The following is a 26,272-nucleotide window of genomic DNA, read 5'->3' as shown; positions in this document are numbered from 1 at the left end:
TGGAAAGCCGAGGTGTGATGGTGACAAGTGAGGAGTTCTATCGGTCCAAGCAATGGAGAGCGAAGCGCAAACAGATTTTGAGGCGTGACCGATATCTCTGCCGGGAAGCGCTTCGGTATGGTCGACGGGTAGGGGCTACGACAGTACATCACATCTGGCCTCTGGAGGATTACCCCGAGTATGCCTTGGCCGACTGGAACCTTCTCAGTCTGTCGGATGGGGCAAACAACATGATGCACGACAGGAAGACGGGGAAGCTCACAGAGCTGGGGGAGTGGTGGAGAAGACATACCCCCCCACCCAAAGACGATTGATTTTCGGTTTCAGGTTACTGGGTAGGGTAACTTTTTCCAATAGAGCGAGGTTTTTTGAAAGGGGGGTGCTGGCACGGTGGGGAACAAGACGGGGAACGAAGCGGGGGACGAGAAGGAAGCCGGTGTGCTGGCGCTGAACGACGAGAGCCGGGAGCGGTATGTGGACGAGATTTTGGAGCAGACCGTCCGGGACATGAAATCCGTGGGGACCTACAAGGACGAATTTCTCCCGGCCATCCGGCGCTATGCGGACATGCGCCTCCAATTCGATGTGCTGATGGCTCAGTGGTATTTGGAGGGCTGCAAGATCACAGAGGTCTACGTCAATAAGGCCAAGGCGGCCAACAACTGCAAAACGGAGCTGTACCGGTCCATTGAAAGCCTGCGGGACGAATTGACCCGGCTGGAGGGTATCTTGGGGCTGACCCCGGCGGGGCTCAAAAAAATCCACGACAAGGGGCTGACCCCTAGAAAGACGTCGAAGCTGTCGGAGGCGTTGACGGGTGGGCCGTAAAAGGGGCGGCGCCCCCTCGCCAAACCGGCGGGAGGTCATGGATTATGTCAGCGGGATCGTGGAGGGGCGGAAAATTGCCTGTCCGGAGCTGAAGCAGGCGTGTGAGCGGTTTTTGCGGGACCTGGAGGACCCGGCGTTTGAGTTCGACACCCGAGAGGCCGAGTTTGTTATCCGGCTCATTGAGCAGACCTTTGTCCATCAACAGGGGGAAGCGCTGGACGGAACCCCCATGCGGGGCAAGCCGTTTCTGCTGCTGCCCTTTCACAAGTTCATCGTCTATAACCTCTTGGGCTTCTATGAGGCGGGGACAGACCGGAAGGTCCGCCGCTTCAAGGAGGCCTTTATCTATATCCCCCGGAAGAACGTCAAGACCTCCTTCTCCGCCGCCCTGGCCTGGGCCCTGGCGGTGCTCAACCGGAAGAGCGGCAGTAAGGTTTATATCGTGGCCGCCGCCCTGAAGCAGAGCTTGGAGAGCTTTGACTTCATCAACTTCAATCTGGGGGAGATGGGGGAGAAGGACAACTTCCGGGTGATCGACAACAATCAGGAACACTCCATCAGCGGGGAACTGGACGGGGGTTCGCTCTTCATCCAGGCCTTGGCGGCCAACCCGGACGCTCAGGATTCCTTGAACTGCAACGTGGCGATTGCCGACGAGATCCACGCCTTCAAAAGCCCCAAGCAGTACAACATCATCAAGGAGGCCATGAAGGCTTATACCAATAAGCTGATGATCGGGATCACCACGGCGGGCGACAACATGTCCAGCTTTTGCTACCGGCGGCTTCAATACTGCAAGAAGGTGCTGGACGGTCTGGTGAAGAACGAGCAGCTCTTCATTTTCATCTGCAAGGCGGAAGAGGGGGAGAACGGGGATGTGGATTTCACGAATCCCCGCATCCATGAAATGGCAAACCCGGCTTACGGTGTGACCATCCGCCCGGACGACATTATGAACGACGCCCTGGAGGCCCAGAACGACCCCCAGCAGAGAAAAGACTTTCTGGCGAAGAGCCTGAACGTTTACACCTCCGCCCTGCGGGCCTATTTCGACCTGGGGGAGTTCCAGCGCTCCGACGAGCTGTACGACTGGAGCCTGGAAGATCTGGCCGCCCTGCCGGTGGCGTGGTATGGCGGCGCCGACCTGTCCAAACTCCACGATTTGACCGCCGCCGTGCTCTATGGGACCCTGTACGGCTGGGAGCGGGCGGATGGAAAGAAGGTGGACGTGGACATTATCATCCCTCACGCCTGGTTCCCGGTGGTGGCCGCCCACCAGAAGGCCGACGAGGACGGCATCCCCCTCTTCGGCTGGAAGGACGACGGATGGCTGGACATGTGCAACAGCCCCACGGTGAACCATGCGGAGGTGGTCAACTGGTTTGTGGAGATGCGGCGTAAGGGCTTCAAGATCAAACAGGTGGGCCATGACCGGAAATTCTGCCGGGAGTATTACGTGGGTATGAAAACGGCGGGATTCAACGTGGTGGATCAGCCGCAGCTTTACTACAAGAAGTCGGAGGGGTTCCGGCATATCGAGGTCAAGGCCAAGAACGGTGAGCTTTATTACCTCCATGCCGACCCCTTCGAGTATTGCGTCCAGAATGTCCGGGCCATCGAGAAGACCGACGACATGATTCAATATGAAAAAGTTGAGCCGGAGCAGCGTATCGACGTTTTTGACGCCTCGGTTTTCGCCTGTGTGCGGAAGCTGGAGGCTATGGAGCTCAACGAAAAAGCAAAACAGTGGCTATAAGGGGGTATGGCATTGAGTAAGAAAAAGCTGAGGGGCCACCCGGCCAGGGACAAGCCCCAGGACGGGGCGGTGGCCTTCCTGCTGTCTCAGGAAGGGTATGACGGGCTGTGTGTGCCTGGATTCACCCGTCTGTCGGAAAACCCGGAGGTGTTGATGGCGGTGGACCGTATCGCCGGGCTCATCGGGTCTATGACGATCCACCTCATGCAGAACACGGACCGGGGAGATGTGAGAATCAAAAACGGGCTGAGTCGGAAAATCGACATTGAGCCCAGCCGGAACATGACCCGGATGACCTTTATGACAAATCTGGTGAGGACCATGCTTCTGGAGGGGGTCGGAAACGCCGTGGTCCTGCCCGAAATTTCGGGCGGGCGCATCGACAATCTGGCCCCGCTCAAGCCTTCCTCTCTCACGTTCCAGGCGGAGGGGGACGGCTATCTGATCCGCTGCGGCGGGGCGGTATACCGCCCGGATGAAGTGCTCCATTTCGTCTATAACCCAGACCCGGAGCGGCCATGGATGGGCCGGGGGGCCAGGGTGGCCCTGCGGGATGTGGTCCACAACCTCCGGCAGGCGGCGCAGACCAAGAAGGGCTTCATGGAATCCAAGTGGAAGCCCTCTATTATCGTGCGGGTCAACTCCAGCGCTGAAGAGATGGCGTCGGAGCGGGGCCGGGACGCCCTGCTGGAAAAGTACATGAGGACGGAGGAGGCCGGGACGCCCTGGGTGCTGCCCGCCGACCTCATCGACGTGGAACAGGTGAAGCCGCTGACGCTCAATGATCTGGCGCTCAACGATTCCGTTACCATCGACAAGCGGACGGTGGCCGGGATTTTCCATGTGCCCCCCTTTGTGGTGGGCGTGGGAGAGTTCAAGCGGGATGAGTGGAACAGCTTCATTGACGCCACCATTCTGCCCATTGCCCGAGGGATCGAGCAAGAGTTGACCCGCAAGCTGCTGGTTTCTCCCGAGCTCTATTTCCGGTTCAACGCCAGGGCCCTCCACGCTTACGATATCAAGGAGCTGGCCCAGGTGGGGGACGATCAGTTCGTGCGGGGCATCATGACGGGCAACGAGGTTCGGGACTGGCTGGGCCTGAGCCCCAAGGACGGGCTGGACGAACTGGTGATCCTGGAGAACTACATCCCCCGAGGCATGATCGGGGAGCAAAAAAAGCTGAACGGAGGTGAAGCGGATGGATAGGAAACAGATGCAGACGAGGAGCCTTCCGGCGGAGTTCCAGACCAGGGAGGAGACGGGAGAAAAGTACATCGAGGGATATTTCTCGGTTTTCGGCAGTAACTACGAGCTGTGGCCGGGGGCCACGGAGAGCGTGGCGCCGGGGGCCTTTTCAGATGCCCTGTCCGCAGACGTGCGGGCCCTGGTGGACCATGAGACCCGGTTGGTGCTGGGCCGGACGGCGGCGGGAACGCTGGAGCTCCGGGAGGACAGCCGGGGGCTGTGGGGCCGGATTCGGCTCAACCAGGACGACACCGACGCCATGAACCTGTACGCCAGGGTCCAGCGGGGGGACGTGTCCCAGTGTTCCTTTGGGTTTGACATTCTGGACGAGGAGACCGACTACAAGGAGGACGGGACGGTCCACTGGACCATCAAAAAGGTCAGGCTCTACGAGGTGAGCGTGGTCACGTTCCCGGCCTACGAGGAGACGGGGGTGGCGGCCCGGAAGCGGGATTACGAAGCGGTGCGGACCCGCCGCCTGGAGATGTGGCGGGAAGAGATGCGCAACAAGATGAAGAAGGGAGCGAGTGAGTAAATGGCGCTGAAGGTATTGATGCTTCGCAAGAAGCTGGAGGAGAAGCGCACGGAGCTGGAAGAGCTGCGGCGGCAGGCCGAGGACTTCCAGCGGCGGGAGGCCGAGTTGGAAAAGGATATCGACGAGGCCCGGAGCGACGAGGAGAAGCAGGCCGTGGAAGAGGCCGTGGAGCAGTATGACCGGGATAAGGACGCCAACGAGAAGGCGGCCACCGCCCTGGAGGGCGAGATCAAAGAAATCGAAACCGAGGTGGAGGCGTTGGAGCGGAAGAAGCCCGCCCCCACCGGCGGACAGGAGAGAAAGGGAGAGGTTCAGATGGAGACGAGAGCGTTTTTCGGTATGACCATGGAGCGGCGGGACGCCTTCCTGGCGAGGGAGGATGTGAAAGACTTCCTCGTGCGGGTGCGGGAGCTGGCCGGACAGAAGCGGGCCATCAACGGCTCGGAGCTGTTGATCCCCGAGGTGATGCTGGGCCTGATTCGGGAGCAGGTCCAGGGGTACAGCAAGCTCTACAAGTATGTCAATGTCAGGCCTGTACCCGGCAAGGCCCGCCAGAACATCATGGGGACCATCCCCGAGGGCGTTTGGACGGAGATGTGCGCCAGTCTGAATGAGCTGTCCCTTACCTTCAACAACGTGGAGGTGGACGGCTACAAGGTGGGCGGCTTTATCGCCGTGTGCAACGCCACGATGGAGGATTCCGACATTGCCCTGGCCTCTGAGATCATCACCGCTCTGGGGCAGGCCATCGGCTACGCCCTGGACAAGGCCGTGCTGTACGGCAAGGGCGTCAAGATGCCCCTGGGCGTCATGACCCGGCTGGCCCAGACCGCCAAGCCCTCCGATTATTCCGCCACCGCCCGGCCCTGGGAAGACCTGCATACCAGCAACCTGGTTACCATCAGCGGCAAGAGCGGTGTGGATCTGTTCAAGGCTCTGGTGCTGGCCTCCGGCAAAGCCAAGGGCAAGTTCAGCCGGGGGGTCAAGTTCTGGGCTATGAGCGAGACCACCAAGACCATGCTTCAGGCGGAGGCCGTCACCTTCAACGCCGCCGGGGCCGTTGTCTCCGCCCAGAATGGGACGATGCCTATTGTGGGCGGCGACATTGTGGAGCTGGACTTCATCCCCGACGGCGACGTGGTGGGCGGTTACGGCGACCTCTACCTGCTGGCCGAGCGGGCCGGTGCGGCCATCGGCCAGAGTGAGCACGCCCGGTTCGTCGAGGACCAGACCATCTTCAAAGGGACCGCCCGGTATGACGGTGTTCCTGCCATCCCCGAAGGCTTCGTGGGACTGAACATCTCCGGTAAGGCCCCGACCACCAGTGTGGACTTCGCCGGCCAGACCGAGCCTGTGGCGCCCGCCAACTCCGGAAAGTAAAGAGGTGCGCCGATGGGCGAAGACGAGCTTTTGACGCTGTTGAAAATCGACCTTCAGCGCACCGGCGCCGACCTGGGGGACGAAGATTATTTGCGCCTGCTGCTCCGGGCGGCCAAAAAGCACCTGGAGCGGCAGGGCGTCCGGGACGATTCCGGTGAGGACTGCGCCTATTTGACCGTTGGGACCGCAGCCTGGATGTACCGCAAGCGGGTGAACGGCGAGGCCGAACCGGAGTTCTTGCGGCGGATGCGGCACGATCTCATAGTGGCCCAGGCGGTGGGAGGCGGGAGCGATGCTGTTTGACAGTGGGCGGCTGAAGCTCTACCGGGAGACGAAACAGGGGTGGGTCCCTCTGCGGGAACATCCCTATGGAGAACGCACGGTTGGAATGAGCCGCTATTACGCCTCCTTGGCGGAAAACCTCAGGACGGACCTTCTGGTGCGTATCTGGAGGGACCGGGACGTCCTCACTTCCGACATGTGCGGCATCGGGGAGAATCAGTACCGTATCCTCCAGGTCCAGCACACCTTGGATGAAGACGGGCTCCAGGTCACAGACCTGTCCCTGGAAAGGGTGGGGACGCACTTTGACCTTGCGGGAATTTGAGGCCCGGCTAAGAGCCGTAACGCCGGACGTGTCCCACTTTTCCGCCCGGTGTCCGACGGCGCCCTATTTGGTATGGGCGGAGGACAGCCAGGGAGAAAGCGTCTATGCCGATAACGCCGGGGAGGACATGGCCCTGCAAGGCACGGTGGACCTTTTCACACAGCGGGAATACGATCCGCTGGCCGGAAAGGTCCAGACCGTGCTGACACAAGCCGGAATGGCGTGGCGGCTGAACAGCATCCAGTATGAGGATGAAGCCCGGCTTTATCACTATGAGTGGGTGTGGGAAGGGGCGATGGCACCGTGGGACACATGACGCTCAAGCTGGGGGAGGAATACGCCCTCAAGCTCTCCAAGCTGGCCTCCGGGTCGGAGGAGATTGCGAAAAAGTCAGTTTACGCCGGGGCCGGGATCGTGGCCGACGCAGTGAAAAAGAATCTGACTGCTTTGCCGGAGGAGCGCTTTCGGCGCTTGGGGAAGAGAGAGCTTTTTTCCGGCCTTCCAGCCCGGCAAAAGCGGGATTTGGAGGAATCCTTTGGGATTACGCCGATCCAGATTGGCGGAGACGGATACATTAGCGCCAAGGTCGGATTTGACGGGTACGGCTCCAATCCGACCAAGAAATATCCGAAGGGTGTGCCGAATCAACTGTTGGCCCGAGCCGTTGAAAGCGGGTCTTCTGTGCGGCAAAAAACGCCCTTTGTCCGGCCCGCCGTTACCGCCGTGAGGAAAAAGGCGGAGGCGGAGATGGGCCGTGTGGTCGAGGAAGAAATTCAGAAAACAATGAAGGAGTGATTGATATGGCAGGGATCGGACTGAGATCTCCCTATTTCGCCAAATACACCGTGGACCCGGTGACGGGCGCCGTGAGCTATTCCGGCGGCGGTCTGCTGGGCAAGGCGGTGGAGTTTTCCGCCAAGATCGAGAGCGCAAGCGACAATAACCTTTATGCCGACGACGGGGTGGCCGAGAGTGACACCAGTTTTGCGGGCGGCACGGTGAGCATCACCACCGATGATTTGACCCAGGAGGTCGGCGCCGCCATTCTCGGGGTGGAGCCCCGTGAGGTGAAGGTGGGGGAAAAGACCGTGATGGAGCTGGCCTTCGGGGAGAACCGGAAGGACCCCGATCTGGGCATGGGCATCATCATTCCCAAGAAGAAGGACGGCAAGCTACTCTTCCGTGCGGTGGTCCTGCCCAAGGTCAAGTTCAGTGTGCCCGAGGACAGCGCCAAGACCATGGGGGAGAAAATCGAGTGGCAGACCCCCAAGCTGGAGGGCACCATCATGCGGGACGACACCGAGGAGCACAACTGGAAAATGGAGGCCACGGTGGAGAGCGAGGCGCTTGCCAGGGCCTACATCAAGCAGAAGCTGAACATCGTGGAGGAGAGCGCCGCTTTGACCGGCCTGAGCCTGGGAAGCCTCACCCTGACCCCGGCCTTTGACCCGGCGGTGACCCTGTATGCCGCCGAGACCGCCAACGCCACCAACACCATCACGGCCACCGCCGCCACCGGCGCCGCTGTGACCATCGACGTGGGCGGGACCACCGTCGCCAATGGCACCGCCGCCACCTGGGCGGAGGGGGAAAACACTGTCACCATCACCGTCACCAACGGCGGGGCCAAGAAGGTGTACACCGTGACGGTCACTAAGACCGCCGGGGCGTAAGGGGGCGGCGGCATGGATGGGGTGAAGGATACCATTTGTCTGGCTGGCCGGGATTACCCTTCCGTCTCTATCGGGGGAAAGGATTACCCCATGGTTTTCTCTCTGGCGGCGACCCAGGCCGTGGTGGGACGGTGTGGCTCTCTGGAAAAAATGAACACGCTTTTTCCAGGGAACGACGAAGCGAATCTGATGGAAAACCTGTTTTGGATGCTGGCCCTGCTGGTGAATCAGGGGGTTGCGAGGCGGAACCTTTTGGAGGGGGCCAATGACACGGCTCCCACCCAGGAGGAAATTTCCATTCTCATGGATGGCATCGACATAAATGGGCTGATGAAGAAAGTGTTCGCCACGATGAACCGCAGCATGACTCGCACCGTGGAGACTGAGCCGGAGGACGGCGAAAAAAACGGGGCGGCCACGCAGGGGGAGGAACCTTTGCGTGGTGCCTCTACCTCGGACTGAAGATAGGTCTCTCTCAGCGGGAGGTGTGGTGTATGCCATACGGGGAGCTGTTGGACCTCATTGCCTGCTACAATATCAGCAAGGGGGCCAGGGAGGCCAGAGCGGTGGACGACGAGGAAATGCTTCCGGATATCCCATAGGACAAGAAAAGCCGGGGGCCCGTGGGGGCCTCCGGCTATTTGATGATGGGAGACAGCAGTTGCTTTATTTTTTCCTTTGGCTCGTCTTTGATAGGAACCGTAATTTTTTGATGGCCCTTTTTAAGAAGGACTTGGTCGGCAGACGCAAAAGCGGGCCGCCATCCTTTTTTCAAAAGTCCCTGGACGAAAAGAGAGCATTTGCTCATGTCTGGCAACGCATGCGGTCCGTGTCCGTCCCAACGGCGAAGGCTCTTTTCTCGCTGGGCCTTTGAGGAATTGTCGCTCAAAGTGAGCCATTGGCAATTTTCCGGCGCATAACCCTGATTTGAGTTGATTCGGTCAATCGTAAGCGGGTCTTTGTAACCATGTTCCATCGCCCATTTATAAAAGTGCTGGAACCCTTCGGGGCCAAGCCATGCAGGGCAGACGGTGATACCACGCCCACCATAACGGGAGTATTGAGGAGCGTGGGGGTTGTAGCAACGCTGTTTCATTCCGCTGTAAATGCGGTAGAGACGTGTGCCGCTCATGCCGTGGAACGTCATGTTTTTTCTCCATCTGAACCCAGCTTTTCAGTCAATAAGTCAACCAAAAAGTCATTTAAGTCAATGCCTTGTTCAGTGGCGAAGCGGGCAAGGTTGGCGGGAAGTTCAACTTCGACGTCCGTCGTCAGACCGGGAACGCCCCGGCCATATTTAGCGCAGTATCGGGCAATAAATTTTTTGATTTCCGTAGTGGGGGTGGTCCCGTTGGCCGAACAGGCAGCTTTGAAGCCGTCCAGAACTTCCGGTTTCAGGTCCAAGGGAAAGCGGACATAGTTCTTACGCAGGTTTTTCATTTGGGATTTATACTTGCTCTCTTCCAGCATATTATTTCCTCCCGTTCCGGATGGCCTTGACGGACAGAATGATGGCGACGATGGAAAGAACGATGTTGATTCCAAGGAGCACATAAACCAAAGTATCCATAGTGTTTGACATTGAGCGGCTTATTTGCTATCATCTGAGGGGAGGGGGATTGCTCCCCCTCGCCTCAACTCGTGAGCTTTTCATACAGCAGTATGAGAGAAACCACGAGGTTGATGATGGCGGTAACAAGGGTGATGTAGCTGGCGGGCTGCTCCTTGTTGCCGCTTTTCTTTTTCTTGCTCAATGCTTGACCTCCTTTCTGATATAATAATAACATACGTACGTATATTTGTCAAGCGTTTTCACATATTTTCTTTCAAATTGTTTCATCAAAAACGCCGACCTGATAGGCCGGCGCTTTTAGGGGCTATTTCATTGATATAATCCCAAATATAATGGTAAGCGCAATACCGGCGAATGAAGTATAGGTGGCTAACTTTGTTTGTTTCTGCTGCTTTCTATTTTCCTCAAAAAGGGCTTTTACCTCAGTGGAAAGCAGATTTAAATGGCTCTTTGCGGCGAGGGTGTTATTTAACGTTAAGGCTTCGTCCAGTTGAACAAAAATGGCGCCTGCCTTAGATGGGATCTCCGAGTATTCGGGAGTGGTTGCTTCCATCCGGTTAATCATTGCCATAACAAGATCGGCCACCCGATCTCGCTTGTCAAAGGCCACTTTTACGGAGCGTGGATTGTCATATAGTCTAGTGAGGTAATTGCGGATCCTTCTTTGAAAAGTATTGTTACTCTTTTCTGGTCCACAAAGGGAAGAGAATATATTTTTAGAGCGGATAGTCAAATCGTTTAAACGGGCATCATCAATCTCTTTTTCAAATGTTGATAGAAAAAGCGCGGAAAAAGCCTTGTAAAGCCGGTTTGTTTGAAGTGTTAAATCCAGGGCGATTGCGAGTGCAGAAACATAGATACAGATAATGACGAAAAACAAGACAAAAAGGAATAGAACAATTCCATCGGACAAGTCAAACATCTCCTTAAGGTTCAACATCTTTTTGTTTATAATACCATGATTTTACAAAAATGTCACGGAAATTGAAATTAATAAGAGAGAGCTGTCCGAAGTTCGGACGGCTCTTTTATTTGCCGGGAGGTGGCTGGTATGTCCTACGATATTGGACCGAAAATTGGAATTGATGGGGAGGCCGAGTTCCGGCGGGCCATCCAGGGCATCAACACCACCATGAAGACCCTGGGGACCGAGCTGGGCATGGTGGCGTCTGCGTTCGACAAGACGGACAAGAGCGAGGCCGCCTTGACCGCCAGGGGCGAAGTGCTGAATAAGCAGTATGACACCCAGAAGACGAAGCTGGCCGAGATGCAGAGGGGCCTGGAGGCCGCCCGGGGCAAATATGACGACAACAGCGAGGTTGTCCAGAAGTGGCAGCAGCAGGTCAACAGGGCTCAGACGGAGCTGAACCGGCTGGGGCAAGCCCTGGAGGAGAACGAACGGGACCTGACCAATGTCCGGCGGGGGTACGACGAGGCCGGGAACAAGCTGGACGAGTTCGGGCGGACGGCCCAGGCCACCGGGGACAAAACGGAGAAGTTCAAACAGGGCATCACCGCCATGCAGGTGGCCGTCGTGGCGGCGGCCAGGGAGCTGGGGCGGGCCCTGAAGGAGTTTGTGGGCGCCGGTGCCGACTTTGAGGAGGGTATGTCCCAGGTGGCGGCCACCATGGGAATGTCGCCGGAGGAGATCGCCGCCGGAAGCGAGGCCTTTGAAACGCTGAAGCAGGCGGCCAAAGACGCCGGGGCATCCACGAAGTTCAGCGCCACGGAGTCGGCGGAAGCCCTCAATTATCTGGCTCTGGCCGGATATGACGCTGAAAAGGCCTCGGACGCCCTTCCCGCTGTCCTCAATCTGGCGGCGGCTGGCGGGCTGGATTTGGCCTACGCCTCCGACCTAGCCACCGACGCCATGGCGGCGCTTGGGATCGAGGCGTCCCAGGAAAGCCTGACGGAGTTCGGGGACAAGATGGCCCGGACGGCCAGTAAGGCCAACACCAGCGTGGCCCAGCTTGGCGAGGCCACGCTTACCGTGGGCGGCACGGCCAAGGGGCTGGCGGGGGGCGTGACGGAGCTCAACACCTCCCTGGGCGTCCTGGCGAACCGGGGCATCAAGGGGGCCGAGGGCGGCACCGCTTTGAGAAACATCATTCTGTCCCTGTCCGCCCCCACCGACAAGGCGGCAAAGCAGATGAAGGCCCTGGGGCTGGAGGTTTACGACGCCTCGGGCAATCTGCGGCCCCTCAATGAGGTGTTCAAGGACCTGGACTCCTCCATGGCCCAAATGACCGAGGGCGAGAAAACGGCGGCCCTCAATGAAATGTTCAATAAGGTGGACCTCAAGTCCGTCCAGGCCATGCTGGCCGGGTGTGGGGAGGAGTTCGACACCCTGGCCGCCGCCGTGAGCGACAGCGGGGGCGCCATGCAGGACATGGCCGACGTGCAGATAGACAACCTCAAGGGCGCTGTTACCATTATGAAGTCCTCCATCGAGGGCTTTGGAATTGCCGTTTATGAGGGCATCGGCGCTCCGCTGAAACAGGCGGCCCAGACCGCAACGCAGTACGTTGGACAGCTCACCCAGGCGTTCGAGGCGGGCGGCTTCCAGGGGCTTGTCGATGAGGCCGGGAACATCCTGGGGCAAGTCACGGAGGGCATGGTGAGCGCCCTGCCCGGCGTCGTGAACGGGGCCCGTCAGATGGTGCTGGCGATGGTGGGCGGCATCACGAACGCATTGCCCACACTGATCCCGGCGGCGGTGGACGCCGTGCTCACCATTGTGGACGGACTGCTGGGCGACATCGACCAGATTGTGGACGCCGGGATCGACCTCGTTTTTGCCCTGGCGGACGGGCTGATTTCCGCCCTGCCCCGGCTGGTGGAGAAGGCGCCGGAGATTGTGGGGAAGCTGGTTTCGGCCATCGTGACCAACGCCCCCAAGCTGCTGGAGGCGGCGGGGGAGCTGATTGTCAAGCTGGTGGAGGGGATCAAAAGCGGGCTTTCCAACCTGGGCCAGGCCGCCGGGGAGATCGTGGCCACGGTGGTGATGGGAATTGGAAACCTGTGGAACGACCTGAAAGAGGCCGGGAATAACATGGTCACCGGCATCTGGGAGGGTATCAAAGGCATGGGCGCCTGGCTCATGGAGCAGGTGAAGGGCTTTTTCTCTGGTGTGGTGGACGGGGTGAAAAACTTCCTCGGAATCCATTCCCCCTCTACCGTCTTTGCCGAGCTGGGCGGGTTCACCGTGGAGGGCTTTGCCCTGGGCATGGAGAACAAGAAGGGGAAGGCCATCAAGACCGCCGAAGAGCTGTCGGAGGCCATCTATGACGCCGCCTCCGGATGGGTCAAGGACAAGAAGGCCCTGGATCAGCTCACCATAGGGGAGGAGGCCGACTTCTGGGAAGCCCTCAAAGAGGTGGGCGGTCTGGGGGCCGAAGAGCTCAAAGAGATTGACCAAAACCTCTACAAGGCCCGGAAGCAGGAGGCCAAGGAGGCCGCCGACGCCTCCGCAAAGGCATCCAAGGACGCCTACACCTACTCGAAAAAATGGATCGACAACGAGAAGTTTTATCACCGGCTGTCCGCCCAGGAGGAGGTGGAGGCCTGGGAGCGGGTGGTGGAGCGCCACAATCTGCTGGCCGACGAGCAGGCCGAGGCGGAAAAGAACCTGTACACCGCCCGCCAAAACCTGATGAAGGAAGAGCAGGCTGCGGAACAGAAGATCTATGACGAGCAGAAGAAGGCCTTCGACGAGTACGAGAAGGCGGTCCAGTCCAGGGCCAAGAGCCTGGAGGGCTTCGCCGGTCTTTTCGACAGCGTGGAGAAGAAAAACGACGTGTCCGGGCGGGAACTGCTGAAGAACCTGCGGGATCAAGTCAAGGCCTTTGAGGGCTGGCAGGCGGACATGGAAGCCCTGGCCGGGCGGGGCATCACCGGGCCGCTGCTGGACGAGCTGCGGGACATGGGGCCCAAGGCGGCGGACGAGCTGCACGCTCTTTTGCAGCTCTCCGACAAGCAGTTAGACGAGTACGCTGAGCTCTTTGCCAAAAAGGGACAGCTTGCCGCCGAACAGGCCGAGCGGGAGATCCCTGCGGTGGAGGTGCCGGTGGAGCTGGGCGCCCTGGCCGAGGAGCAGCTTGCCCAGGTCGGGCAGACCATTGCCTCCGCCCTGGCCGGAACCGGAGAGGCCCAGACGGCGGGAGAGGAGACGGCGGGGGCCTTTGCCCAGGGTGTGGCCGGACAGGCGGAGCGGACCCAGGCCGCCGGGGCCGGGGTCATGACCGAGACGGTCCGGGGATTTCAGGCCGCCCTGGCCCAACTGACGGGGGCCGCCGGGGAGTCGGTGGAGGCCGTGTGCGCCACTTTTTCCGCCAGTGCCGGGAAGTTCCAGCGGGCGGGCCGGGACGCAATGGCGGGGCTGCGCTCCGGGCTGGAGAGCGAGGGGCGCAGGGCCATCGCCACGGCGAGAAGCATTGCCGACGCCATCGTGGCCGAGATGCGGCGGGCCCTGGATATCCACTCCCCGAGCCGGAAGATGGCCGAGCTGGTGGGCGTCCCCACGGCCCAGGGGATCATGGTCGGCTTCGAGTCGGAGATGGCGAACGTGAAACGGCGGATGCGCCGCGGCGCCGACGAGATCATGGGGAGCCTGCCCGTCACAGGCGGCGGAAACACTTCTGCTGATCTGGTCTCCGGGCTGGTGAACGCTTTGGCTCCGCTGATGGAGCGGGGCGGAGGCGGCCAGAATGTGACCTTGAATATCAATCTGGACGGAAAGCAGATTGCCAGTGTGGTGTATGACCCGCTGGTGGACGAAGGGCGGCGGAGAGGCGGGAAGTCACTGGTTCCCGCGTAAGGAGGGATGAACATGGACCGCATCACCATATCGAGCCCTGACAGGGCGGTGGAGATTATCATGCCCAGGGTGCGGGCCGTCACGCTGGGCGGCGAGGAGGTGGCGACGGAGAAGGCCATGGCCTCCGGCAGGCTGGTGAAGGAGGTCAAGGGCTTCCGGGCCACCATCCGGGCGGAGTGGGAGTGGCTTCCGGTGGAAACCGTGCGGAGGCTTCACGAGCTCTTGCGGCGGGGCGGCTATTTTCTCGTGGAGTACCCCGACCCGGTGGCTGGGGCGGCTTCCGGGCTGTTCAGCGTGAACTATCCCGACGTGGGCATTTTCCGCTTCGTGGCTGGAGAGCCCCGGTGGTATGGGGCCTCCCTGACGATGAAGGCCCAGGAGGTGGTTTAAATGGTGGAGACCGGTCCGGCCTGGGGAGCCGGGGTCTATGCCGATGCCCGGTGGGCGGATGCCAGGGTGACCTTTCGGCTGGAGGACACCACCGCCGCCGGGGAAGCCGTCCCAGTGTGCAGCGGAGAGGCCCCCATTTCTCAGTTGGGCCAGACCCACGACGGGGTGGAGGCCATCGAAAAACGGTGGGCGGTGCTGGAGCGGAACTATTGGGCTCTGGACGGGACATTTGAGCCGCCCAAGGCCGATCTGTCTGGGGAGGAGACCGGCTGGTGGAGCGGGGTCCTCTCGGGGGAGGACGGACGATTTGAGGAGCCGCCGTCCCTGGCCTTCGACTTCACATTGCCCCACTCCAGCGTGGGCTTTACCATCCACTTCGACGAGGCCGCCGGGGAGTGGGCCACGGACTTCGACCTGATGACCTACGACGCCGAGGGGAACCGTCTGAGCCTGGAGGAGGTTCGAGGGAACAGCGGGCCGGTGTACGTCTCCAGTGTGCCGTCCTACGGATACCGGCGCTTGGAGCTGGTGTTCCGCCGCACGTCCAGGCCCTTCCGCCGGGTGCGGGTGGCCGAGGTGGTCTTTGGGGTGGTGCAGAGCTTTCGGAAGGACAATACCGTGGATCTGAAGCTGCTCTATGAGATCGACCCCAGGATGGACAGCCTGCCCGTGGGTGAGCTGGTCATTACCATCGACAACCGGGACCGGATGTATAACATGGTCAACCCAACCGGGGCATACCGCTACCTTCAGCAGGGGCAGGCGTTGAACACGGTGTTGGGTGTGGGGGCGAAACGGGACGTGGAGCTGGTGAATATGGGACGGCATTACTTTTACCGCTCCAGCGCCAGCGACAGCGGCATGACCGCCCAAATCACGGCACGGGACCGGCTGTTCCTGCTGGACCGGGGGACCTACCGAAAGGGCCGGGAGGGGACAGACACGGTTTCGACCATTGTGGCGGACATTCTGGCCGACAGCGGAACGGGGCTTACGGCGGAAATCGACCCCGCCGTGGGGAATACCGTGATCGGCTGGGCGGTGCCCCTGGTGTCTCACAGGGAGGCCTTGCGGCTGGTGGCCCAGGCGGCTATGGCGGTGTGTTTCATGGGACGTGACGATGTGCTCCATTTTGTGGACCTCCAGGAGGGGGAGACGGTGGATGCGCTGGACATGAACAACATGGAGGAGCCGCCGGACGTGGAGGTGGCGGAGCGGGTCAACACCGTGGAGGTGTGCGCTTATGGCCTCCAGGCCCCCACGGGCACACAGGCGGGAGAGGTCTACAAGGGCACGGTGGAGCTGAAGGGCGAAACCGTGCTTTGGGCGAAGTTTTCCGGGCCTGTGCGGGGGGCGGCGGCCACTGTGAGCGGCGGGACGCTGACCTCCGCCGAATACTATCTCTATGCCGCCAAGCTCACCATGACGGGGAACGGGACGGCCACTGTCGTCGTGGCCGGCGTCAGCCTGGATGCCTCGGAGAGCGTGTGCGTGGTCCAGGCCCTTGAGCCGGGGGAGACGGAGCAGGCGGTGGAGATCGAAAACCCGCTGGTGTGTTCCGATGCCCTGGCCCGGCAGGTGGGAGAGCGGCGGCTTGCCCTGGAACAGCGGCGGCTTGTCTACCCTATCCGGGAGCGGGGCAACCCCGCCCGGGAGGTGGGGGACACGGTGCGGGTCTCCGACGCCTACGGCGAGGACCGGAAGGCCATCATTCTCAAAGAGGAGTTCAGCTTTGACGGCGGGTTGAGCGCCGACACCAAGGCGTGGGGAGGAGGAGACTAGCTTGGGCGTGATTGACACTCTGGTTCTGGATCGGACGGCGCAGGACGTGGCGGCGCTGAACGAGAAGGGCACGTACAACGCCACGGACCTCAATCGGGTGGGGGAGGCCCAGGCCTATCTGGCCGGACGGTTCCGGGCCTGTGGGTATGGGGTTTCCATCGCTCCGAAGGTGAACTGGACCATGGAGGATATCCCCTGGCAGGCGGATATGGACCGATATCTGGCGGACCTGCGGGCGCTGCGGGGTGCGCTGCGGATGATGGAGACCACGCCGCCCGTGCCTGGGAGCATGGCCGGACTGACCTGGGAGCAGGCCAACGATATCGAAAAGATCCTGGCCGACCTTGAATTTCTGCTGAACAATATGGCCGCCGCTTGGTACTACTGCGGCGAGATCTATGCCGGGGAGGTATGAAGGTATGAGAGACAGAGTGCCCAAGTATCCGGGCCGGGTGAGGCTGATCCCGGTGGCGGGAAAGGCGGACACCTTCGACATGGTGCGGGCCGACGAGCCGGTGGAGGAGGGGACGGCCCTCAGCAAGGCGACGCTGCTGTCGGACGAGACGGCGGAGTTTCTTGGGCTGGTCCCCACCGATGACCCAACGGTGGACGACGCTTTCGTGGCGTCTGTTTTGTCTAGTAAAAGCGCCTGCTTGGTGAGGCTGACCGTGACCGTGGGCGGCCATCCGGCAAAAGCGGGACTGCCCATTGAAGGACTGACGGATCTGAGCGGCGGGACTTTGTACACAAAGGCTGATGGAACTGCGGTAGGGCTGGCAACCACGGAAAGCACAACGCTGACCACCCTGGATTATCTGGATATGCCCAAGGTATCCAAAACAATAAGCACCCCACTGAAAACGATTGTCACGGCGGTTTTGGAATTGAGTGCCCCCACCGCAGGCACAAAGGGGATTGTGACGACCACAACCAACATTCTTTTCAGTCCCTATGTAACTGATATCGATATTATCAATGTTGGCGGCGGCGGTGGCGGAAATGCGCAGAACAGCGGAGGCGGCGGTGGATACGTCGTGCGCAAAACGAACGTAGTCCCACCTTACTCCACCCCGCTGACGGCTGTGGTGGGAAGCGGCGGGGAAGGCTCGAGCGGCTCCAGCGGAGGACGTGGAGGCACGAGCAGCTTTATGGATGTATCTGCCGCCGGTGGACAAGGGGCGTCTGGAAGTCGTGGCGGTTCCGGCAATGGCACCGGCGGCTATCTTACCGGAAGTTTCCCGCCTGCCCTTGCTACGGACGGAACTGGAGGCGGCGGCGGGGGCGGCGGCGCCGGGATCAGCACGGCATCCTATTCCAGCGAGTATGCGAACGCAGGCAGCCCGTGCGGGGGCAGAGGCAGCCTGACGGATAACTGGGGCAGTACACAAAGGGCTCAGTCTGGAAGCGCCCCAGGCGGCGGCGGAGGCGGCAGTATCGGCAACTATCCGGGCGCCGGAGGTGGCAGCGGCAGGGTCACGATTATCTGGAGGGTTGCGTCATGAACTGCGCTATCGTAAACAGTGGGATGGTGGAAAACATCATTGTAGCCGAGCCGGAGGTGGCCGCCGAGCTGGGGGCCCTGCCGGTCTATGAGGGGTGCGTAATCGGAGAGGCCTACGCCCCGCCGCACGAATACACGCCCCTGGAGCAGGCCCAGCAGGAGATCACCGACAAAGAGCTGTCCATCATCGAGCTGGGGCAGGCGGTGACGGACCTGGAGCTGGCGGCCATTGAGCAGGGACAGGCCCACACGGATCTGGAGCTGATGATTTTGGGAGGGAAGAGCAATGTTTGAGAAGATCAAGGAGCGGTATCAGAAGTATTACATCACCGACGCCCAACTGGAGCGGTATGTGGAGCTTTCCGTGATCTCCAGGGAACAGGCGGACGAGATCAAGGAATTGGAAAAAATTACCGGGGGGGGGGCTCCTAAATCTTGGATAAGCGTAGCCCTTCCGCATGGGGTGGAGGTTACGATCTGTGGAAGATAGAGTGCCTACCTACCCCGGAAGGGTAAAGCTGATTCCGGTGCCTGGACAGCCGGACACGTTTGATTTGAAACGGGCGGATTCCCCCGTTCAAGAGGGCACACCGCTGAACAAGGCAACATTGCTGAAGGATTCAACCGCTGAAAATTTGGGGCTGAATCCCGCTGATAATCCTACGGTGGATGATGCCTTCAGGACGCAGGTCGATCAGATTGGAGACATTCGGGCCAGTGTGAGGGATCTGTCTGATAAGGCGGTTTCCCCTGGAACGGCGGAGTGGTTGGCCTGTGATGGAACGGCCATTCGTAAAGATGCGTACCCCGAGCTAAGTTCTTTTCTGGGAAATCGGTTTGGGCTGTCTCCAGTGGAGAAGGTGCGGGACGCCACCATCAAAATTGAGACCCCTCAAAATGTAGGGTACAAGGTTTTCTATATGAAGCGGATCACAGAAAACCTGATCGGGGTGTTTTGGGGCACGGTCACAAGCAATCCGAACAGGGATACTCTGTATTACGATATTTACGACATCAATACCGGAGCACGGACCGCCTTGTTCTCTGCCTTGTACAATGGCTATGCGAGGGTGTATGGCTCATCGACATACAGTTTTTCCTACAAGATCGTAGGGGACCATACTTATTTGATCGTCGGGGAAAACCCCAGAAGCAGCTATGTAGAGCTTTTCGCTTTTTCATTTCAGAACACGGCCACAACTGCGGCTGAACTGGATATGAGAGTGATCCATTTCAACGTGTCGTCCACCGAACAAGTTGGAAGCGCAGCGGTTTCAAATTTCTACTATGATGAGGCGGCACAGACGGTATCCGCAATTTATTGCTACGTGGGGCAAAACGGCGCCGAGAAGTATGGATACAGGGTTGAGTTTAACGTGACGGCGGATACAAACAGATTTGTCAGTATTGGAGCCCCGGTAAATATTTCATATGGGAATCGAACAGATCTTGTATATGTGAGTCATGGTTACTACGCCCGTGTAGGCACGGCCTTTGTGTGGTGGGGAACGCCCGCAAAGAGCTGGGAACAGATTTCAGCGAATGTAAGTAACAATTATTACGGCGTTGTTGTCATTAATGACACGGTGTGGTTTGATTCCGCAGGCCAAAGATACAAGATCACAAGCGAGGAGCCGGGGGTCATTACGGCTACATGGGAAAAGCTCCCGTTCCCTTTGAAAGCGTCCTCCGTTTATCTGAACCTCCTCAATGGGAATGGGATTTTCGCATTTGATGATCCGGCGCAATATGTTTTGTGCTCGATCCTGCTTAAAGATGGAAACGATGCACAGTGGCATGTTGTACATTTGGACGCTACCCGTTCTTTCCTTGAAGTGGTGGCGGATCTGACCACGGAGTGGGCGACAAGTACGGAGTTCGAGTGTGGGATCTTGGCCCTGGAGCCCTTGGCTTTAAACATTGCAACCTACAACAGCCCCAAAAAGCTGGTCACTTGGGACACCTTAGTCACGGTTCCGTTTTTAGGTCAGCTTAACCAGGAAATGGCATATAAGGCGAGGGAAACATGTAGGGACGAGACGACGACCTCCCCGGTGTTCTATATTAAAGCGAAAATGTAGGAGAAAAGTATGGGGTATTTTATTAAGTATGTTGAGGGGAAACCCGTGGCATACACCGAAGGCTTTGTGCCTCCGAAGGGATTTACGGAGGTTTCATCCGAGGTGTTCCGGGGTAGTTTGCCGCTGGGCCTGCCTTCCTTGAACCCGGTCCAGCAGCCGGAGCCGACCCCAGCCGAACAGCTCCGGGCCGACGTGGACTTCCTGGCCGCTGTGCAGGGGGTGAGTCTATGACGCCCTACGAGCTGGCCAAGCTGTATTATCCCCGCCTGTGGCCGCTGGAACGGCTGGACAAGCTGTTGGAGCTGGGACGGATTACACAGGCAGAGTACGACGAGATTGTGGGGGAGGTAGCCTGTGATGGCCGGAGTCAATGACCTGCTGGAGCTGGCCCGGAGCCAGTTGGGGGTAAAAGAGGCCCCGGCGGGGAGCAACCGGGTGAAGTACAACACGGCTTACTATGGCCGGGAGGTGAGCGGGGGCGCCTACCCCTGGTGCTGTGCCTTCATCTGGTGGCTCTTCCGGGAAGCGGGTGCGCCGGAGCTGTTCTACGGGGGCGGCAAGACCGCCTCCTGCACCACGCTCTATGGCTGGTACAAGCGGCAGGGACAAGCGGTTGAGAAGGTCGAGCTCCGCCCCGGAGACCTGGTGTTTTTCAACTTCGACGGCAATCCCGCCGTGATGAACCACATCGGCATCTGTGAGAAGGTGGAGCCTGGGTACGTCACCACCATCGACGGGAATACCGGCACCGCCAACGAGGCCAACGGCGGGGCGGTGATGCGCCGCAGGCGGGCGCTGAAGTACGTGGGCGGCGTGGCCCGCCCCAAATATGAGGAGGAAGAGGAAATGAAAATCTACCGGTATGTAGCGGATCTGCCGAAGGACTGGCAGGCGGCGGTGACCAAGGCCATCAACCTGGGCATCATCAAAATGGATGGTTCTGGGGCCATGATGCTCTACGAAAGTAATGCGCCGGTGTTTACATACCTTGACCGGCTGGGCCTGCTGGACAAGCCGGCCAGAGAGGAGATGTGACATGATGGAGCATATCAACGGGATCAAGGCGGCAATCACCGCCGCCCTGGCGGCTCTGACGGCCCTGTGGGGGTGGTTTGGGTGGCTCATCGTGGCCTGGGCGGCCTGTATGGGCATCGACGTATTGACGGGCATGGCGGCAGGGATGAAAAACGGAGAATGGTCCTCCTCTGTGGCCCGAGAGGGATTGTGGCACAAGATGGGATGTGTGGCCGCCGTGACCATCTCCGGCATCCTGGACTTGGTGGTGGGGCAGCTCCTAGCTAACCTGCCGGGTCTGGCCCTGCCTTTTGAGTATACTGTGTTCCTCTGCCCTCTGGTGGTGGTGTGGTACCTCCTGACCGAGGCGGGGAGCATCGTGGAGAACGCCGGGGCCATGGGGGCGCCTATCCCGGCATGGCTGAAGAAGGCGGTGGCCGCCCTCAAGGACAAGGTGGACGACGCCGCCGGAAAGACGGAATAAGCATAAGAAGCCCCCGCCCCTGGATTTACGTCCAGGCGGCGGGGGCGCTTTTATTGTCCTCGGAGATCCGCAGGGGAAAGTCGGCCCGAATCGTGTCCGTGACCTACCAAGCGGCGGATGCGTCGGCGGGCGGTGGGGGTCAGCTCGGACCACGTGCGGGCGAGGCCGCCGCAGTCCAGGTCCCAAACAATTCGCCATTGGTCTTTCATAGTGGGGCTCCTTTCTTATATACTGCGTTCACCGGCACCAGGGGCGGCTGGGCTCATTACCGATTATGGATCTGTTCCAGTTCTTTCAGAGTAACCAGATACACGTCCAGCTCGTCGATGTGCTCTTGACAGTCCTCCATGAATTTGCGGGACTGCTTTTCGATGGCTTTATCCTGGAGCTCACGAAGCTGTTTCTGCTCGGCCTGTATTCCTTTCCTGGCCCAGTGCAAAATTTCCAAATATGTCATGTTACTCCTCCTCGGAACAAAGTTCGACTGATAGGATTTTCCAGAGACGCCCTGAAACAGGATCTCTGGCATTGGCTTTGCGGGCCTGTTCGGTGGCCTGGGCCTTTGTGACGGCAAATTCATACGAAATTACGATCTTGCCGGTGGTCGGGTGCTGGTAGGTTATGGCCCACTTTTTGATGCTGTCCATGGCTTTTCCCTTTCTGCCCTCGTGACCTCCGGGGCGGGTATATATTAAAAGCCTGCGGTATTCATGTCCTGGCAGATTTGCCACGCATAACCATCTGCCCAGCCCTTCAACACGGAAATGGAACTGCCGGGCTCTTTACACGATTCTTTGATGAAGTCCATAATTCTGCTGTCTGCCACCGGGACTCTCACGGCATTTCTCTGACACGCAGCTATGCCCCAGCCGAAGCCGATATCGTAATGCAATCTGTTCATGTTTGCCTCCTTGCTTTTTCCCTGCCTGTTGTGATATAGTGGAGGCGGTCAGATGGCAGGCTCTAACCGCCTCCTCTGGTTGCGAGATAGCCGCTTACTTGTTCAGGGTAGGGCGGCTATCTTTTTGCTTGGGGATGGCGTCTCACTTCCACAGCCTCCGAATGATGCCTCGGGCGGCCACGTAAACTGTGGGGAAAATGAGTGCAAAGGCCAGATATTTCATGTTTGCCTCCTTGACGTTTGAGTCAAAATCTTTTATAGTGGGGGTGCGGAGGTTCCAGCCCCCGCACCCCTGGGCCTTACCACTTAAGCAATTTCAGAATTGCCGCTGTGATGAGCCCGGAGATTGTGCCCGCCAGGATGTCGCCCGCTACGACTTCAATCCTCTTGGGCTGCGCCGTAGGTTTTTGCCTGCGGCGCTTTTTCTTGCTCATGTCGTTCACCCCCTTTCTGATTATAGTATATCACTAGAGCTAGAGATAAACAAGCGTCAAAATCACTAAAGATAGAGATGTATTTTTGTGCAATGCGTCACTATCTTTAGCGATATTGAAACGGTATAATAATCATGCAAGAAGGTGGTATCGGTGCCAATTAGCTATGAAAAACTCATTAAAATCTTTGACGAACGAGGCATTACCAGCTATACAATAAAAAAGAACAATGTTATAGGGCAAGCCTCCTTGAAAAAGATCCGAGAAGGCGGGCATATTGATACCCGGACCATAGAAAGCCTGTGCCGGTATCTGAACTGCCAGCCCGGTGATCTCATGGAGTATGTTCCGGAAAATGAATAAGGAATAGGCTGGTCATTATTTGGTCATTATCAATTTGAATTGATGATTTTCACGATAGACTTCCTTGACGAAAGATACGTAAATCTTCACGATAAACACGATTTTAGACAAGATTTACGGCATTTTTGTACATGACACTCGTTCAAGTCCTGTATCGTCCACCAAAAGAAAACACCAGCCTTTGGCTGGTGTTTTCTTTTTGATTTTTGTGCGGCCCGGACTTATCCTTGCCTGGGGGAGACAAAGACGATGACAGATCAAGAGATCCAAAACGAACGGGAAAAGACCCTTTTGCTGACGGTGCTGTTTACCTTTTTCATCAGTGGCACCACCGCCCAGCCACTTGGGTCCTTTATCCCCTACCTTCGGGAGAGCTACGGTTTGAGCTACGAGGTCTCCGGGTTGCTGCTCTCCTGCCACTCCGTGGGAAATCTGCTGGCAGTGGTAGTCACCGGGTTCCTGCCGGCCCTGCTGGGGCGGCGGCGGAGCGTCCTCTTTACCTCGGTTTGGATGATCGGGGGATACCTGATCCTCCTTTCAGGGGCCCCCTGGCCGGCGGTGCTGATGGCTGGATGTCTGATGACCGGCTTTGCACGGGGCGGCAATTCCAACTTCTCCAACACCATGGTGAGCACCCTCTCCGGCTCCCTGGCCACACGGGGCTACAATCTGATCCATGGGGGCTATGCCGTGGGCGCGGTGCTGACGCCCCTTTTGCTGCTGGCCTGCCAGAAGCGCTGGCCCGCCTCCGGCTGGCGGGTGATGGCGGGGGCCCTGTGCGTGTTCGCCGGGCTTCAAGTGGTGACCTACGGCAGGATGGCGCTGCCCCCCGACCAGTTCAAGGAGCGGGGCCGGATGGACACCTCTTTTGCCCGTGAAAAGCGGTTTTGGCTGGGGGCTGTCATGCTGTTTTTCTATATGTCCGCCGAGTACGCCGTCACCGGCTGGCTGGTGACCTATTTCCAGGAGAGCGGCATCCTGCCCCTGTCCGTGGCCCAGATGATGAACAGCCTGCTGTGGCTGGATATGTTTGTGGGCCGGCTGGCGGGGGTCTGGCTGGGGGGCAGGGTCTCCCGCAATAAGCTGCTGGTGCTGGATGGGGCAGGCTTCTGCCTGTTCTTCCTCGTCATGTTCACTGCCAGGACCTCTGCGGCGGCGGTGTTGGGCATCGCCGGTCTGGGGCTTTTCATGGCGGGCATCTATCCCACCGCTTTCTCCTTTGGGGCGGAGTGCATCAGGGGCAACGACCTGGGCTCCAGCACTATGATCTTGGTGGGGAGCGTCGGAGGTATCCTCACCCCCACGGCGGTGGGCATGGTGGCCGAGCGGCTGGGTATCCGGGCGGGCATGGGCATCGTGGCGGCACTGACGGCGCTGCTGCTGGTGTCCATCGTGGTCAGCGTACTGGCTGTCCGGGAGAAACCACAGGCAGATTCTTTGTAAAAAGGTCTTGACAAAAGACGATGGGTTTTATATAATACTACTCGTCGCTGCGGGTGTAGCTCATCTGGTAGAGCGCCACCTTGCCAAGGTGGAGGTAGCGAGTTCGAGCCTCGTCACCCGCTCCAAAAAGAAAGACATTCCTTTGGGAATGTCTTTCTTTTTGGGTTCCGCCGCCTGCGGCGGCTCCACCCATTTTATTTTAAAGCCTCCCTGCGGGAACTCTCCGCTTCGCGCCCAGATTCACGCCGGACTCCCGGCGAAAGCCGATCTGCCCCCTTTTCATTGCGGGACAGAACTCACTGCCGCCATATAAAAAAGCAGAGCGCCCTTTTGGGCGCTCTGCTTTGATTTAGACGAATACCGCCTGGACCAGGAACATATACAAAAGGGTCCCGCCGAAGATGGAAATAAGGTTATTGTGCTTCCACAAGTGGAGAAGCACCACCGCCGCCACGCTGATGAGCTGGGGGAGCCAGCTGCCCAGCCCGGCGAAGGATACCGTCCGCAGACAGTAGACGATGAGCATGGCGATGACCGCCGGAGGGAGGACCTTGCCCAGGTAGAGCACCAGCTTGGGGGGGCGTTCCCCCCGGTCAAAGAGGAGAAAGGGGAGGGCCCGGGTGAGGAAGGTCACGCCAGCCATAATGGCGATGGCGGCCGCGGCATACAGAGGATTCATGCCTTCACCTCCCGTTGCTGCTCCGGCTTTTCGTCCAGCCGGTCCCGGAGGGCCAGCAGAGCTGCCACGATGACCCCCAGGGCGGGGAGAAGCATCTGCTCCTGGCCGATGAGAAGGAGGAAGAGGAGGGCAGCTCCGGCGCCGATGAGGGCGGGGAGGTGGGACTTATAGCTCTTCCACTGGTCCACGGCGATGACCACGAAGAGGGCGGTCATGGCAAAGTCGATGCCCTGGGTGTTGATGGGCAGGGCCGCGCCCAGCATCCCGCCGATGATGGAGCCGACGACCCAGTAGCAGTGGTCCAGGATGGCGATGGAGAAGTAATAGTTGTGGGGATCCACCCCCACGGGGGCCTGGGCGGAGGCCAACAGGGCGTAAGTCTCGTCGGTGAGGGAAAAGATCATGTAGAGCTTGCGGATCCCCATGCCCCGGAATTTCTCCAGCATGGACAGGCCGTAGACCAGGTGGCGGAAGTTGATGAGCAGGGTCATGAGGGCCACCTCCCCCAGGGCGGCGGATGCCGCCAGCAGAGAGACCCCAAGATACTGCCCGGATCCGGCGTAGACGGTCAGGGACATAAAGAACGCCCAGATGAAGTTGTAGCCGATGGCCTCCAGCATCAGCCCGAAGGCGATGCCGATGGCCAGATAACCCAGCAGCACCGGCAGGGTGGCGGGAAAAGCCGCGGCGAGCGCTTTGCGGTCCATGGGATGAATCCCCTCCTTTGGGAAAACGAAGCTAAGTATTTATTTTAACCACTGCGGGGAAAAAAGGCAAGAGGGAGTTG

At 59.2% G+C, this 26,272-nt stretch carries 33 protein-coding genes and 1 tRNA gene; 25 read left to right on the top strand and 9 right to left on the bottom strand.

What is annotated here, in order from left to right; translation table 11 throughout:
- Positions 1 to 390: 390 nt before the first annotated feature.
- The 11 genes from AAEU42_RS10140 (at position 391) to AAEU42_RS10090 (ending at position 8,486) form a co-directional block, all read left to right on the top strand.
- Positions 391 to 828, top strand: a complete 438-nt coding sequence (locus AAEU42_RS10140) for a P27 family phage terminase small subunit (RefSeq protein WP_342233432.1) — start codon at positions 391 to 393, stop codon at positions 826 to 828.
- 37 nt (positions 829 to 865) lie between these two features.
- Positions 866 to 2,584: a terminase large subunit gene (locus AAEU42_RS10135; protein ID WP_425288215.1), complete on the top strand. Its 1,719-nt coding sequence runs from the start codon at positions 866 to 868 to the stop codon at positions 2,582 to 2,584.
- A 12-nt stretch (positions 2,585 to 2,596) separates the two neighbouring features.
- The gene (locus AAEU42_RS10130; protein WP_342233430.1) at positions 2,597 to 3,790 is read left to right on the top strand and encodes a phage portal protein; all 1,194 of its coding nucleotides are present in this window, start codon (positions 2,597 to 2,599) and stop codon (positions 3,788 to 3,790) included.
- Positions 3,783 to 4,364 carry an HK97 family phage prohead protease gene (locus tag AAEU42_RS10125; protein WP_342233429.1) on the top strand — a complete coding sequence of 194 codons (582 nt, stop codon included), beginning with the start codon at positions 3,783 to 3,785 and terminating at the stop codon, positions 4,362 to 4,364. The genes AAEU42_RS10130 and AAEU42_RS10125 overlap by 8 nt, the downstream gene beginning before the upstream one ends.
- Complete coding sequence (locus AAEU42_RS10120) at positions 4,365 to 5,744, top strand: phage major capsid protein (RefSeq protein ID WP_342233428.1); 1,380 nt, start codon at positions 4,365 to 4,367, stop codon at positions 5,742 to 5,744. It begins immediately after the preceding gene.
- A gap of 12 nt (positions 5,745 to 5,756) precedes the next feature.
- Complete coding sequence (locus AAEU42_RS10115) at positions 5,757 to 6,047, top strand: hypothetical protein (RefSeq protein WP_342233427.1); 291 nt, start codon at positions 5,757 to 5,759, stop codon at positions 6,045 to 6,047.
- Entirely contained in the window at positions 6,037 to 6,351 is a 315-nt protein-coding gene (locus AAEU42_RS10110) for a hypothetical protein (protein WP_342233426.1), read from the top strand. Before AAEU42_RS10115 ends, AAEU42_RS10110 begins: the two co-directional genes overlap by 11 nt.
- Positions 6,332 to 6,667 carry a hypothetical protein gene (locus AAEU42_RS10105; protein ID WP_342233425.1) on the top strand — a complete coding sequence of 112 codons (336 nt, stop codon included), beginning with the start codon at positions 6,332 to 6,334 and terminating at the stop codon, positions 6,665 to 6,667. Before AAEU42_RS10110 ends, AAEU42_RS10105 begins: the two co-directional genes overlap by 20 nt.
- Before the next feature lie 98 nt (positions 6,668 to 6,765).
- The gene (locus AAEU42_RS10100; RefSeq protein WP_342233424.1) at positions 6,766 to 7,146 is read left to right on the top strand and encodes a hypothetical protein; all 381 of its coding nucleotides are present in this window, start codon (positions 6,766 to 6,768) and stop codon (positions 7,144 to 7,146) included.
- A 5-nt stretch (positions 7,147 to 7,151) separates the two neighbouring features.
- Entirely contained in the window at positions 7,152 to 8,024 is an 873-nt protein-coding gene (locus AAEU42_RS10095; RefSeq protein ID WP_342233423.1) for a major tail protein, read from the top strand.
- 12 nt (positions 8,025 to 8,036) lie between these two features.
- A complete protein-coding gene (locus AAEU42_RS10090; protein WP_342233422.1) occupies positions 8,037 to 8,486 on the top strand; it encodes a hypothetical protein in 450 nt (149 codons plus the stop codon).
- Positions 8,487 to 8,661: 175 nt separating this feature from the next.
- On the opposite strand, the gene AAEU42_RS10085 is transcribed toward AAEU42_RS10090, so the two are convergent.
- The 3 genes from AAEU42_RS10085 to AAEU42_RS10075 form a co-directional block, all read right to left on the bottom strand.
- A complete protein-coding gene (locus AAEU42_RS10085; protein WP_342233421.1) occupies positions 8,662 to 9,171 on the bottom strand; it encodes a hypothetical protein in 510 nt (169 codons plus the stop codon).
- Positions 9,168 to 9,494, bottom strand: a complete 327-nt coding sequence (locus AAEU42_RS10080) for a hypothetical protein (RefSeq protein WP_342233420.1) — start codon at positions 9,492 to 9,494, stop codon at positions 9,168 to 9,170. The genes AAEU42_RS10085 and AAEU42_RS10080 overlap by 4 nt, the downstream gene beginning before the upstream one ends.
- Positions 9,495 to 9,901: 407 nt before the next feature.
- On the bottom strand, positions 9,902 to 10,519 hold the full coding sequence (locus AAEU42_RS10075; RefSeq protein ID WP_342233419.1) for a hypothetical protein: 618 nt from the start codon (positions 10,517 to 10,519) through the stop codon (positions 9,902 to 9,904).
- A 129-nt stretch (positions 10,520 to 10,648) separates the two neighbouring features.
- Between AAEU42_RS10075 and AAEU42_RS10070 the strand changes: the two genes are divergently transcribed.
- From AAEU42_RS10070 to AAEU42_RS10020, 11 genes are all read left to right on the top strand, one after another.
- A complete protein-coding gene (locus AAEU42_RS10070; protein ID WP_342233418.1) occupies positions 10,649 to 14,413 on the top strand; it encodes a phage tail tape measure protein in 3,765 nt (1,254 codons plus the stop codon).
- A 12-nt stretch (positions 14,414 to 14,425) separates the two neighbouring features.
- Entirely contained in the window at positions 14,426 to 14,803 is a 378-nt protein-coding gene (locus AAEU42_RS10065) for a hypothetical protein (RefSeq protein ID WP_342233417.1), read from the top strand.
- Positions 14,804 to 16,585: a hypothetical protein gene (locus tag AAEU42_RS10060; protein ID WP_342233416.1), complete on the top strand. Its 1,782-nt coding sequence runs from the start codon at positions 14,804 to 14,806 to the stop codon at positions 16,583 to 16,585. It begins immediately after the preceding gene.
- Position 16,586: 1 nt separating this feature from the next.
- Positions 16,587 to 17,000, top strand: coding sequence for a hypothetical protein (locus AAEU42_RS10055; protein ID WP_342233415.1), 414 nt, complete (start codon positions 16,587 to 16,589; stop codon positions 16,998 to 17,000).
- A gap of 4 nt (positions 17,001 to 17,004) precedes the next feature.
- Positions 17,005 to 18,087, top strand: a complete 1,083-nt coding sequence (locus tag AAEU42_RS10050; RefSeq protein WP_342233414.1) for a glycine-rich domain-containing protein — start codon at positions 17,005 to 17,007, stop codon at positions 18,085 to 18,087.
- The gene (locus tag AAEU42_RS10045) at positions 18,084 to 18,380 is read left to right on the top strand and encodes a hypothetical protein (protein ID WP_342233413.1); all 297 of its coding nucleotides are present in this window, start codon (positions 18,084 to 18,086) and stop codon (positions 18,378 to 18,380) included. The genes AAEU42_RS10050 and AAEU42_RS10045 overlap by 4 nt, the downstream gene beginning before the upstream one ends.
- Positions 18,373 to 18,576 (top strand): hypothetical protein, encoded by a 204-nt coding sequence (locus AAEU42_RS10040; protein WP_342233412.1) that lies wholly within the window; start codon positions 18,373 to 18,375, stop codon positions 18,574 to 18,576. Before AAEU42_RS10045 ends, AAEU42_RS10040 begins: the two co-directional genes overlap by 8 nt.
- Complete coding sequence (locus AAEU42_RS10035; RefSeq protein ID WP_342233411.1) at positions 18,566 to 20,167, top strand: phage tail protein; 1,602 nt, start codon at positions 18,566 to 18,568, stop codon at positions 20,165 to 20,167. Before AAEU42_RS10040 ends, AAEU42_RS10035 begins: the two co-directional genes overlap by 11 nt.
- Positions 20,168 to 20,394: 227 nt before the next feature.
- Positions 20,395 to 20,541: an XkdX family protein gene (locus AAEU42_RS10030; protein WP_342233410.1), complete on the top strand. Its 147-nt coding sequence runs from the start codon at positions 20,395 to 20,397 to the stop codon at positions 20,539 to 20,541.
- On the top strand, positions 20,525 to 21,202 hold the full coding sequence (locus tag AAEU42_RS10025; protein ID WP_342233409.1) for a CHAP domain-containing protein: 678 nt from the start codon (positions 20,525 to 20,527) through the stop codon (positions 21,200 to 21,202). Before AAEU42_RS10030 ends, AAEU42_RS10025 begins: the two co-directional genes overlap by 17 nt.
- 1 nt (position 21,203) lies before the next feature.
- Complete coding sequence (locus AAEU42_RS10020) at positions 21,204 to 21,665, top strand: phage holin family protein (RefSeq protein WP_342233408.1); 462 nt, start codon at positions 21,204 to 21,206, stop codon at positions 21,663 to 21,665.
- A gap of 265 nt (positions 21,666 to 21,930) precedes the next feature.
- Here AAEU42_RS10020 and AAEU42_RS10015 read toward each other — a convergent pair whose 3' ends face one another.
- The 4 genes from AAEU42_RS10015 to AAEU42_RS10000 all read right to left on the bottom strand — a co-directional run bounded on the left by AAEU42_RS10015 (position 21,931) and on the right by AAEU42_RS10000 (position 23,000).
- A complete protein-coding gene (locus tag AAEU42_RS10015) occupies positions 21,931 to 22,122 on the bottom strand; it encodes a hypothetical protein (protein ID WP_342233407.1) in 192 nt (63 codons plus the stop codon).
- Position 22,123: 1 nt separating this feature from the next.
- Complete coding sequence (locus AAEU42_RS10010; RefSeq protein WP_342233406.1) at positions 22,124 to 22,312, bottom strand: hypothetical protein; 189 nt, start codon at positions 22,310 to 22,312, stop codon at positions 22,124 to 22,126.
- A 44-nt stretch (positions 22,313 to 22,356) separates the two neighbouring features.
- Positions 22,357 to 22,566, bottom strand: a complete 210-nt coding sequence (locus AAEU42_RS10005; protein ID WP_342233405.1) for a hypothetical protein — start codon at positions 22,564 to 22,566, stop codon at positions 22,357 to 22,359.
- A 299-nt stretch (positions 22,567 to 22,865) separates the two neighbouring features.
- Complete coding sequence (locus tag AAEU42_RS10000) at positions 22,866 to 23,000, bottom strand: hypothetical protein (RefSeq protein WP_342233404.1); 135 nt, start codon at positions 22,998 to 23,000, stop codon at positions 22,866 to 22,868.
- A 144-nt stretch (positions 23,001 to 23,144) separates the two neighbouring features.
- Here AAEU42_RS10000 and AAEU42_RS09995 point away from each other — a divergent pair, with 144 nt between their 5' ends.
- The 3 genes from AAEU42_RS09995 to AAEU42_RS09985 all read left to right on the top strand — a co-directional run bounded on the left by AAEU42_RS09995 (position 23,145) and on the right by AAEU42_RS09985 (position 24,931).
- Positions 23,145 to 23,363 (top strand): helix-turn-helix domain-containing protein, encoded by a 219-nt coding sequence (locus AAEU42_RS09995; RefSeq protein WP_342233403.1) that lies wholly within the window; start codon positions 23,145 to 23,147, stop codon positions 23,361 to 23,363.
- 249 nt (positions 23,364 to 23,612) lie between these two features.
- A complete protein-coding gene (locus AAEU42_RS09990) occupies positions 23,613 to 24,806 on the top strand; it encodes an MFS transporter (protein WP_342233402.1) in 1,194 nt (397 codons plus the stop codon).
- 49 nt (positions 24,807 to 24,855) lie between these two features.
- A tRNA-Gly gene (locus AAEU42_RS09985) sits at positions 24,856 to 24,931 on the top strand.
- A 224-nt stretch (positions 24,932 to 25,155) separates the two neighbouring features.
- Here AAEU42_RS09985 and AAEU42_RS09980 read toward each other — a convergent pair.
- Both AAEU42_RS09980 and AAEU42_RS09975 read right to left on the bottom strand, forming a co-directional pair.
- Positions 25,156 to 25,485 carry a branched-chain amino acid transporter permease gene (locus AAEU42_RS09980; protein WP_342233401.1) on the bottom strand — a complete coding sequence of 110 codons (330 nt, stop codon included), beginning with the start codon at positions 25,483 to 25,485 and terminating at the stop codon, positions 25,156 to 25,158.
- Complete coding sequence (locus AAEU42_RS09975; protein ID WP_342233400.1) at positions 25,482 to 26,192, bottom strand: AzlC family ABC transporter permease; 711 nt, start codon at positions 26,190 to 26,192, stop codon at positions 25,482 to 25,484. The genes AAEU42_RS09980 and AAEU42_RS09975 overlap by 4 nt, the downstream gene beginning before the upstream one ends.
- Between the last annotated feature and the right edge of the window lie 80 nt (positions 26,193 to 26,272).

Source organism: Pseudoflavonifractor phocaeensis (assembly GCF_038439875.1).
In the GTDB taxonomy this organism is placed as follows: Bacteria; Bacillota; Clostridia; order Oscillospirales; family Oscillospiraceae; genus Vermiculatibacterium.
Note: the sequence above shows the minus strand (reverse complement) of the source record. Positions and strands in the feature narration are given on the sequence as shown.

Excerpts from the sequence above, each read along its gene's own strand:
- AAEU42_RS10000 (WP_342233404.1), bottom strand. The coding sequence starts at position 23,000 with ATGAGCAAGAAAAAGCGCCGCAGGCAAAAACCTACGGCGCAGCCCAAG.
- AAEU42_RS10080 (WP_342233420.1), bottom strand. The coding sequence starts at position 9,494 with ATGCTGGAAGAGAGCAAGTATAAATCCCAAATGAAAAACCTGCGTAAG.
- AAEU42_RS10020 (WP_342233408.1), top strand. The coding sequence starts at position 21,204 with ATGATGGAGCATATCAACGGGATCAAGGCGGCAATCACCGCCGCCCTG.
- AAEU42_RS10115 (WP_342233427.1), top strand. The coding sequence starts at position 5,757 with ATGGGCGAAGACGAGCTTTTGACGCTGTTGAAAATCGACCTTCAGCGC.
- AAEU42_RS10125 (WP_342233429.1), top strand. The coding sequence starts at position 3,783 with ATGGATAGGAAACAGATGCAGACGAGGAGCCTTCCGGCGGAGTTCCAG.
- AAEU42_RS10060 (WP_342233416.1), top strand. The coding sequence starts at position 14,804 with ATGGTGGAGACCGGTCCGGCCTGGGGAGCCGGGGTCTATGCCGATGCC.
- AAEU42_RS10085 (WP_342233421.1), bottom strand. The coding sequence starts at position 9,171 with ATGACGTTCCACGGCATGAGCGGCACACGTCTCTACCGCATTTACAGC.
- AAEU42_RS10025 (WP_342233409.1), top strand. The coding sequence starts at position 20,525 with ATGGCCGGAGTCAATGACCTGCTGGAGCTGGCCCGGAGCCAGTTGGGG.
- AAEU42_RS10120 (WP_342233428.1), top strand. The coding sequence starts at position 4,365 with ATGGCGCTGAAGGTATTGATGCTTCGCAAGAAGCTGGAGGAGAAGCGC.
- AAEU42_RS10045 (WP_342233413.1), top strand. The coding sequence starts at position 18,084 with ATGAACTGCGCTATCGTAAACAGTGGGATGGTGGAAAACATCATTGTA.
- AAEU42_RS10075 (WP_342233419.1), bottom strand. The coding sequence starts at position 10,519 with ATGTTTGACTTGTCCGATGGAATTGTTCTATTCCTTTTTGTCTTGTTT.
- AAEU42_RS10070 (WP_342233418.1), top strand. The coding sequence starts at position 10,649 with ATGTCCTACGATATTGGACCGAAAATTGGAATTGATGGGGAGGCCGAG.
- AAEU42_RS10040 (WP_342233412.1), top strand. The coding sequence starts at position 18,373 with ATGTTTGAGAAGATCAAGGAGCGGTATCAGAAGTATTACATCACCGAC.
- AAEU42_RS10015 (WP_342233407.1), bottom strand. The coding sequence starts at position 22,122 with ATGACATATTTGGAAATTTTGCACTGGGCCAGGAAAGGAATACAGGCC.
- AAEU42_RS10090 (WP_342233422.1), top strand. The coding sequence starts at position 8,037 with ATGGATGGGGTGAAGGATACCATTTGTCTGGCTGGCCGGGATTACCCT.
- AAEU42_RS09980 (WP_342233401.1), bottom strand. The coding sequence starts at position 25,485 with ATGAATCCTCTGTATGCCGCGGCCGCCATCGCCATTATGGCTGGCGTG.
- AAEU42_RS10110 (WP_342233426.1), top strand. The coding sequence starts at position 6,037 with ATGCTGTTTGACAGTGGGCGGCTGAAGCTCTACCGGGAGACGAAACAG.
- AAEU42_RS10065 (WP_342233417.1), top strand. The coding sequence starts at position 14,426 with ATGGACCGCATCACCATATCGAGCCCTGACAGGGCGGTGGAGATTATC.
- AAEU42_RS09975 (WP_342233400.1), bottom strand. The coding sequence starts at position 26,192 with ATGGACCGCAAAGCGCTCGCCGCGGCTTTTCCCGCCACCCTGCCGGTG.
- AAEU42_RS10095 (WP_342233423.1), top strand. The coding sequence starts at position 7,152 with ATGGCAGGGATCGGACTGAGATCTCCCTATTTCGCCAAATACACCGTG.
- AAEU42_RS10005 (WP_342233405.1), bottom strand. The coding sequence starts at position 22,566 with ATGAACAGATTGCATTACGATATCGGCTTCGGCTGGGGCATAGCTGCG.
- AAEU42_RS10135 (WP_425288215.1), top strand. The coding sequence starts at position 866 with ATGGATTATGTCAGCGGGATCGTGGAGGGGCGGAAAATTGCCTGTCCG.
- AAEU42_RS09990 (WP_342233402.1), top strand. The coding sequence starts at position 23,613 with ATGACAGATCAAGAGATCCAAAACGAACGGGAAAAGACCCTTTTGCTG.
- AAEU42_RS10010 (WP_342233406.1), bottom strand. The coding sequence starts at position 22,312 with ATGGACAGCATCAAAAAGTGGGCCATAACCTACCAGCACCCGACCACC.
- AAEU42_RS10050 (WP_342233414.1), top strand. The coding sequence starts at position 17,005 with ATGAGAGACAGAGTGCCCAAGTATCCGGGCCGGGTGAGGCTGATCCCG.
- AAEU42_RS10030 (WP_342233410.1), top strand. The coding sequence starts at position 20,395 with ATGACGCCCTACGAGCTGGCCAAGCTGTATTATCCCCGCCTGTGGCCG.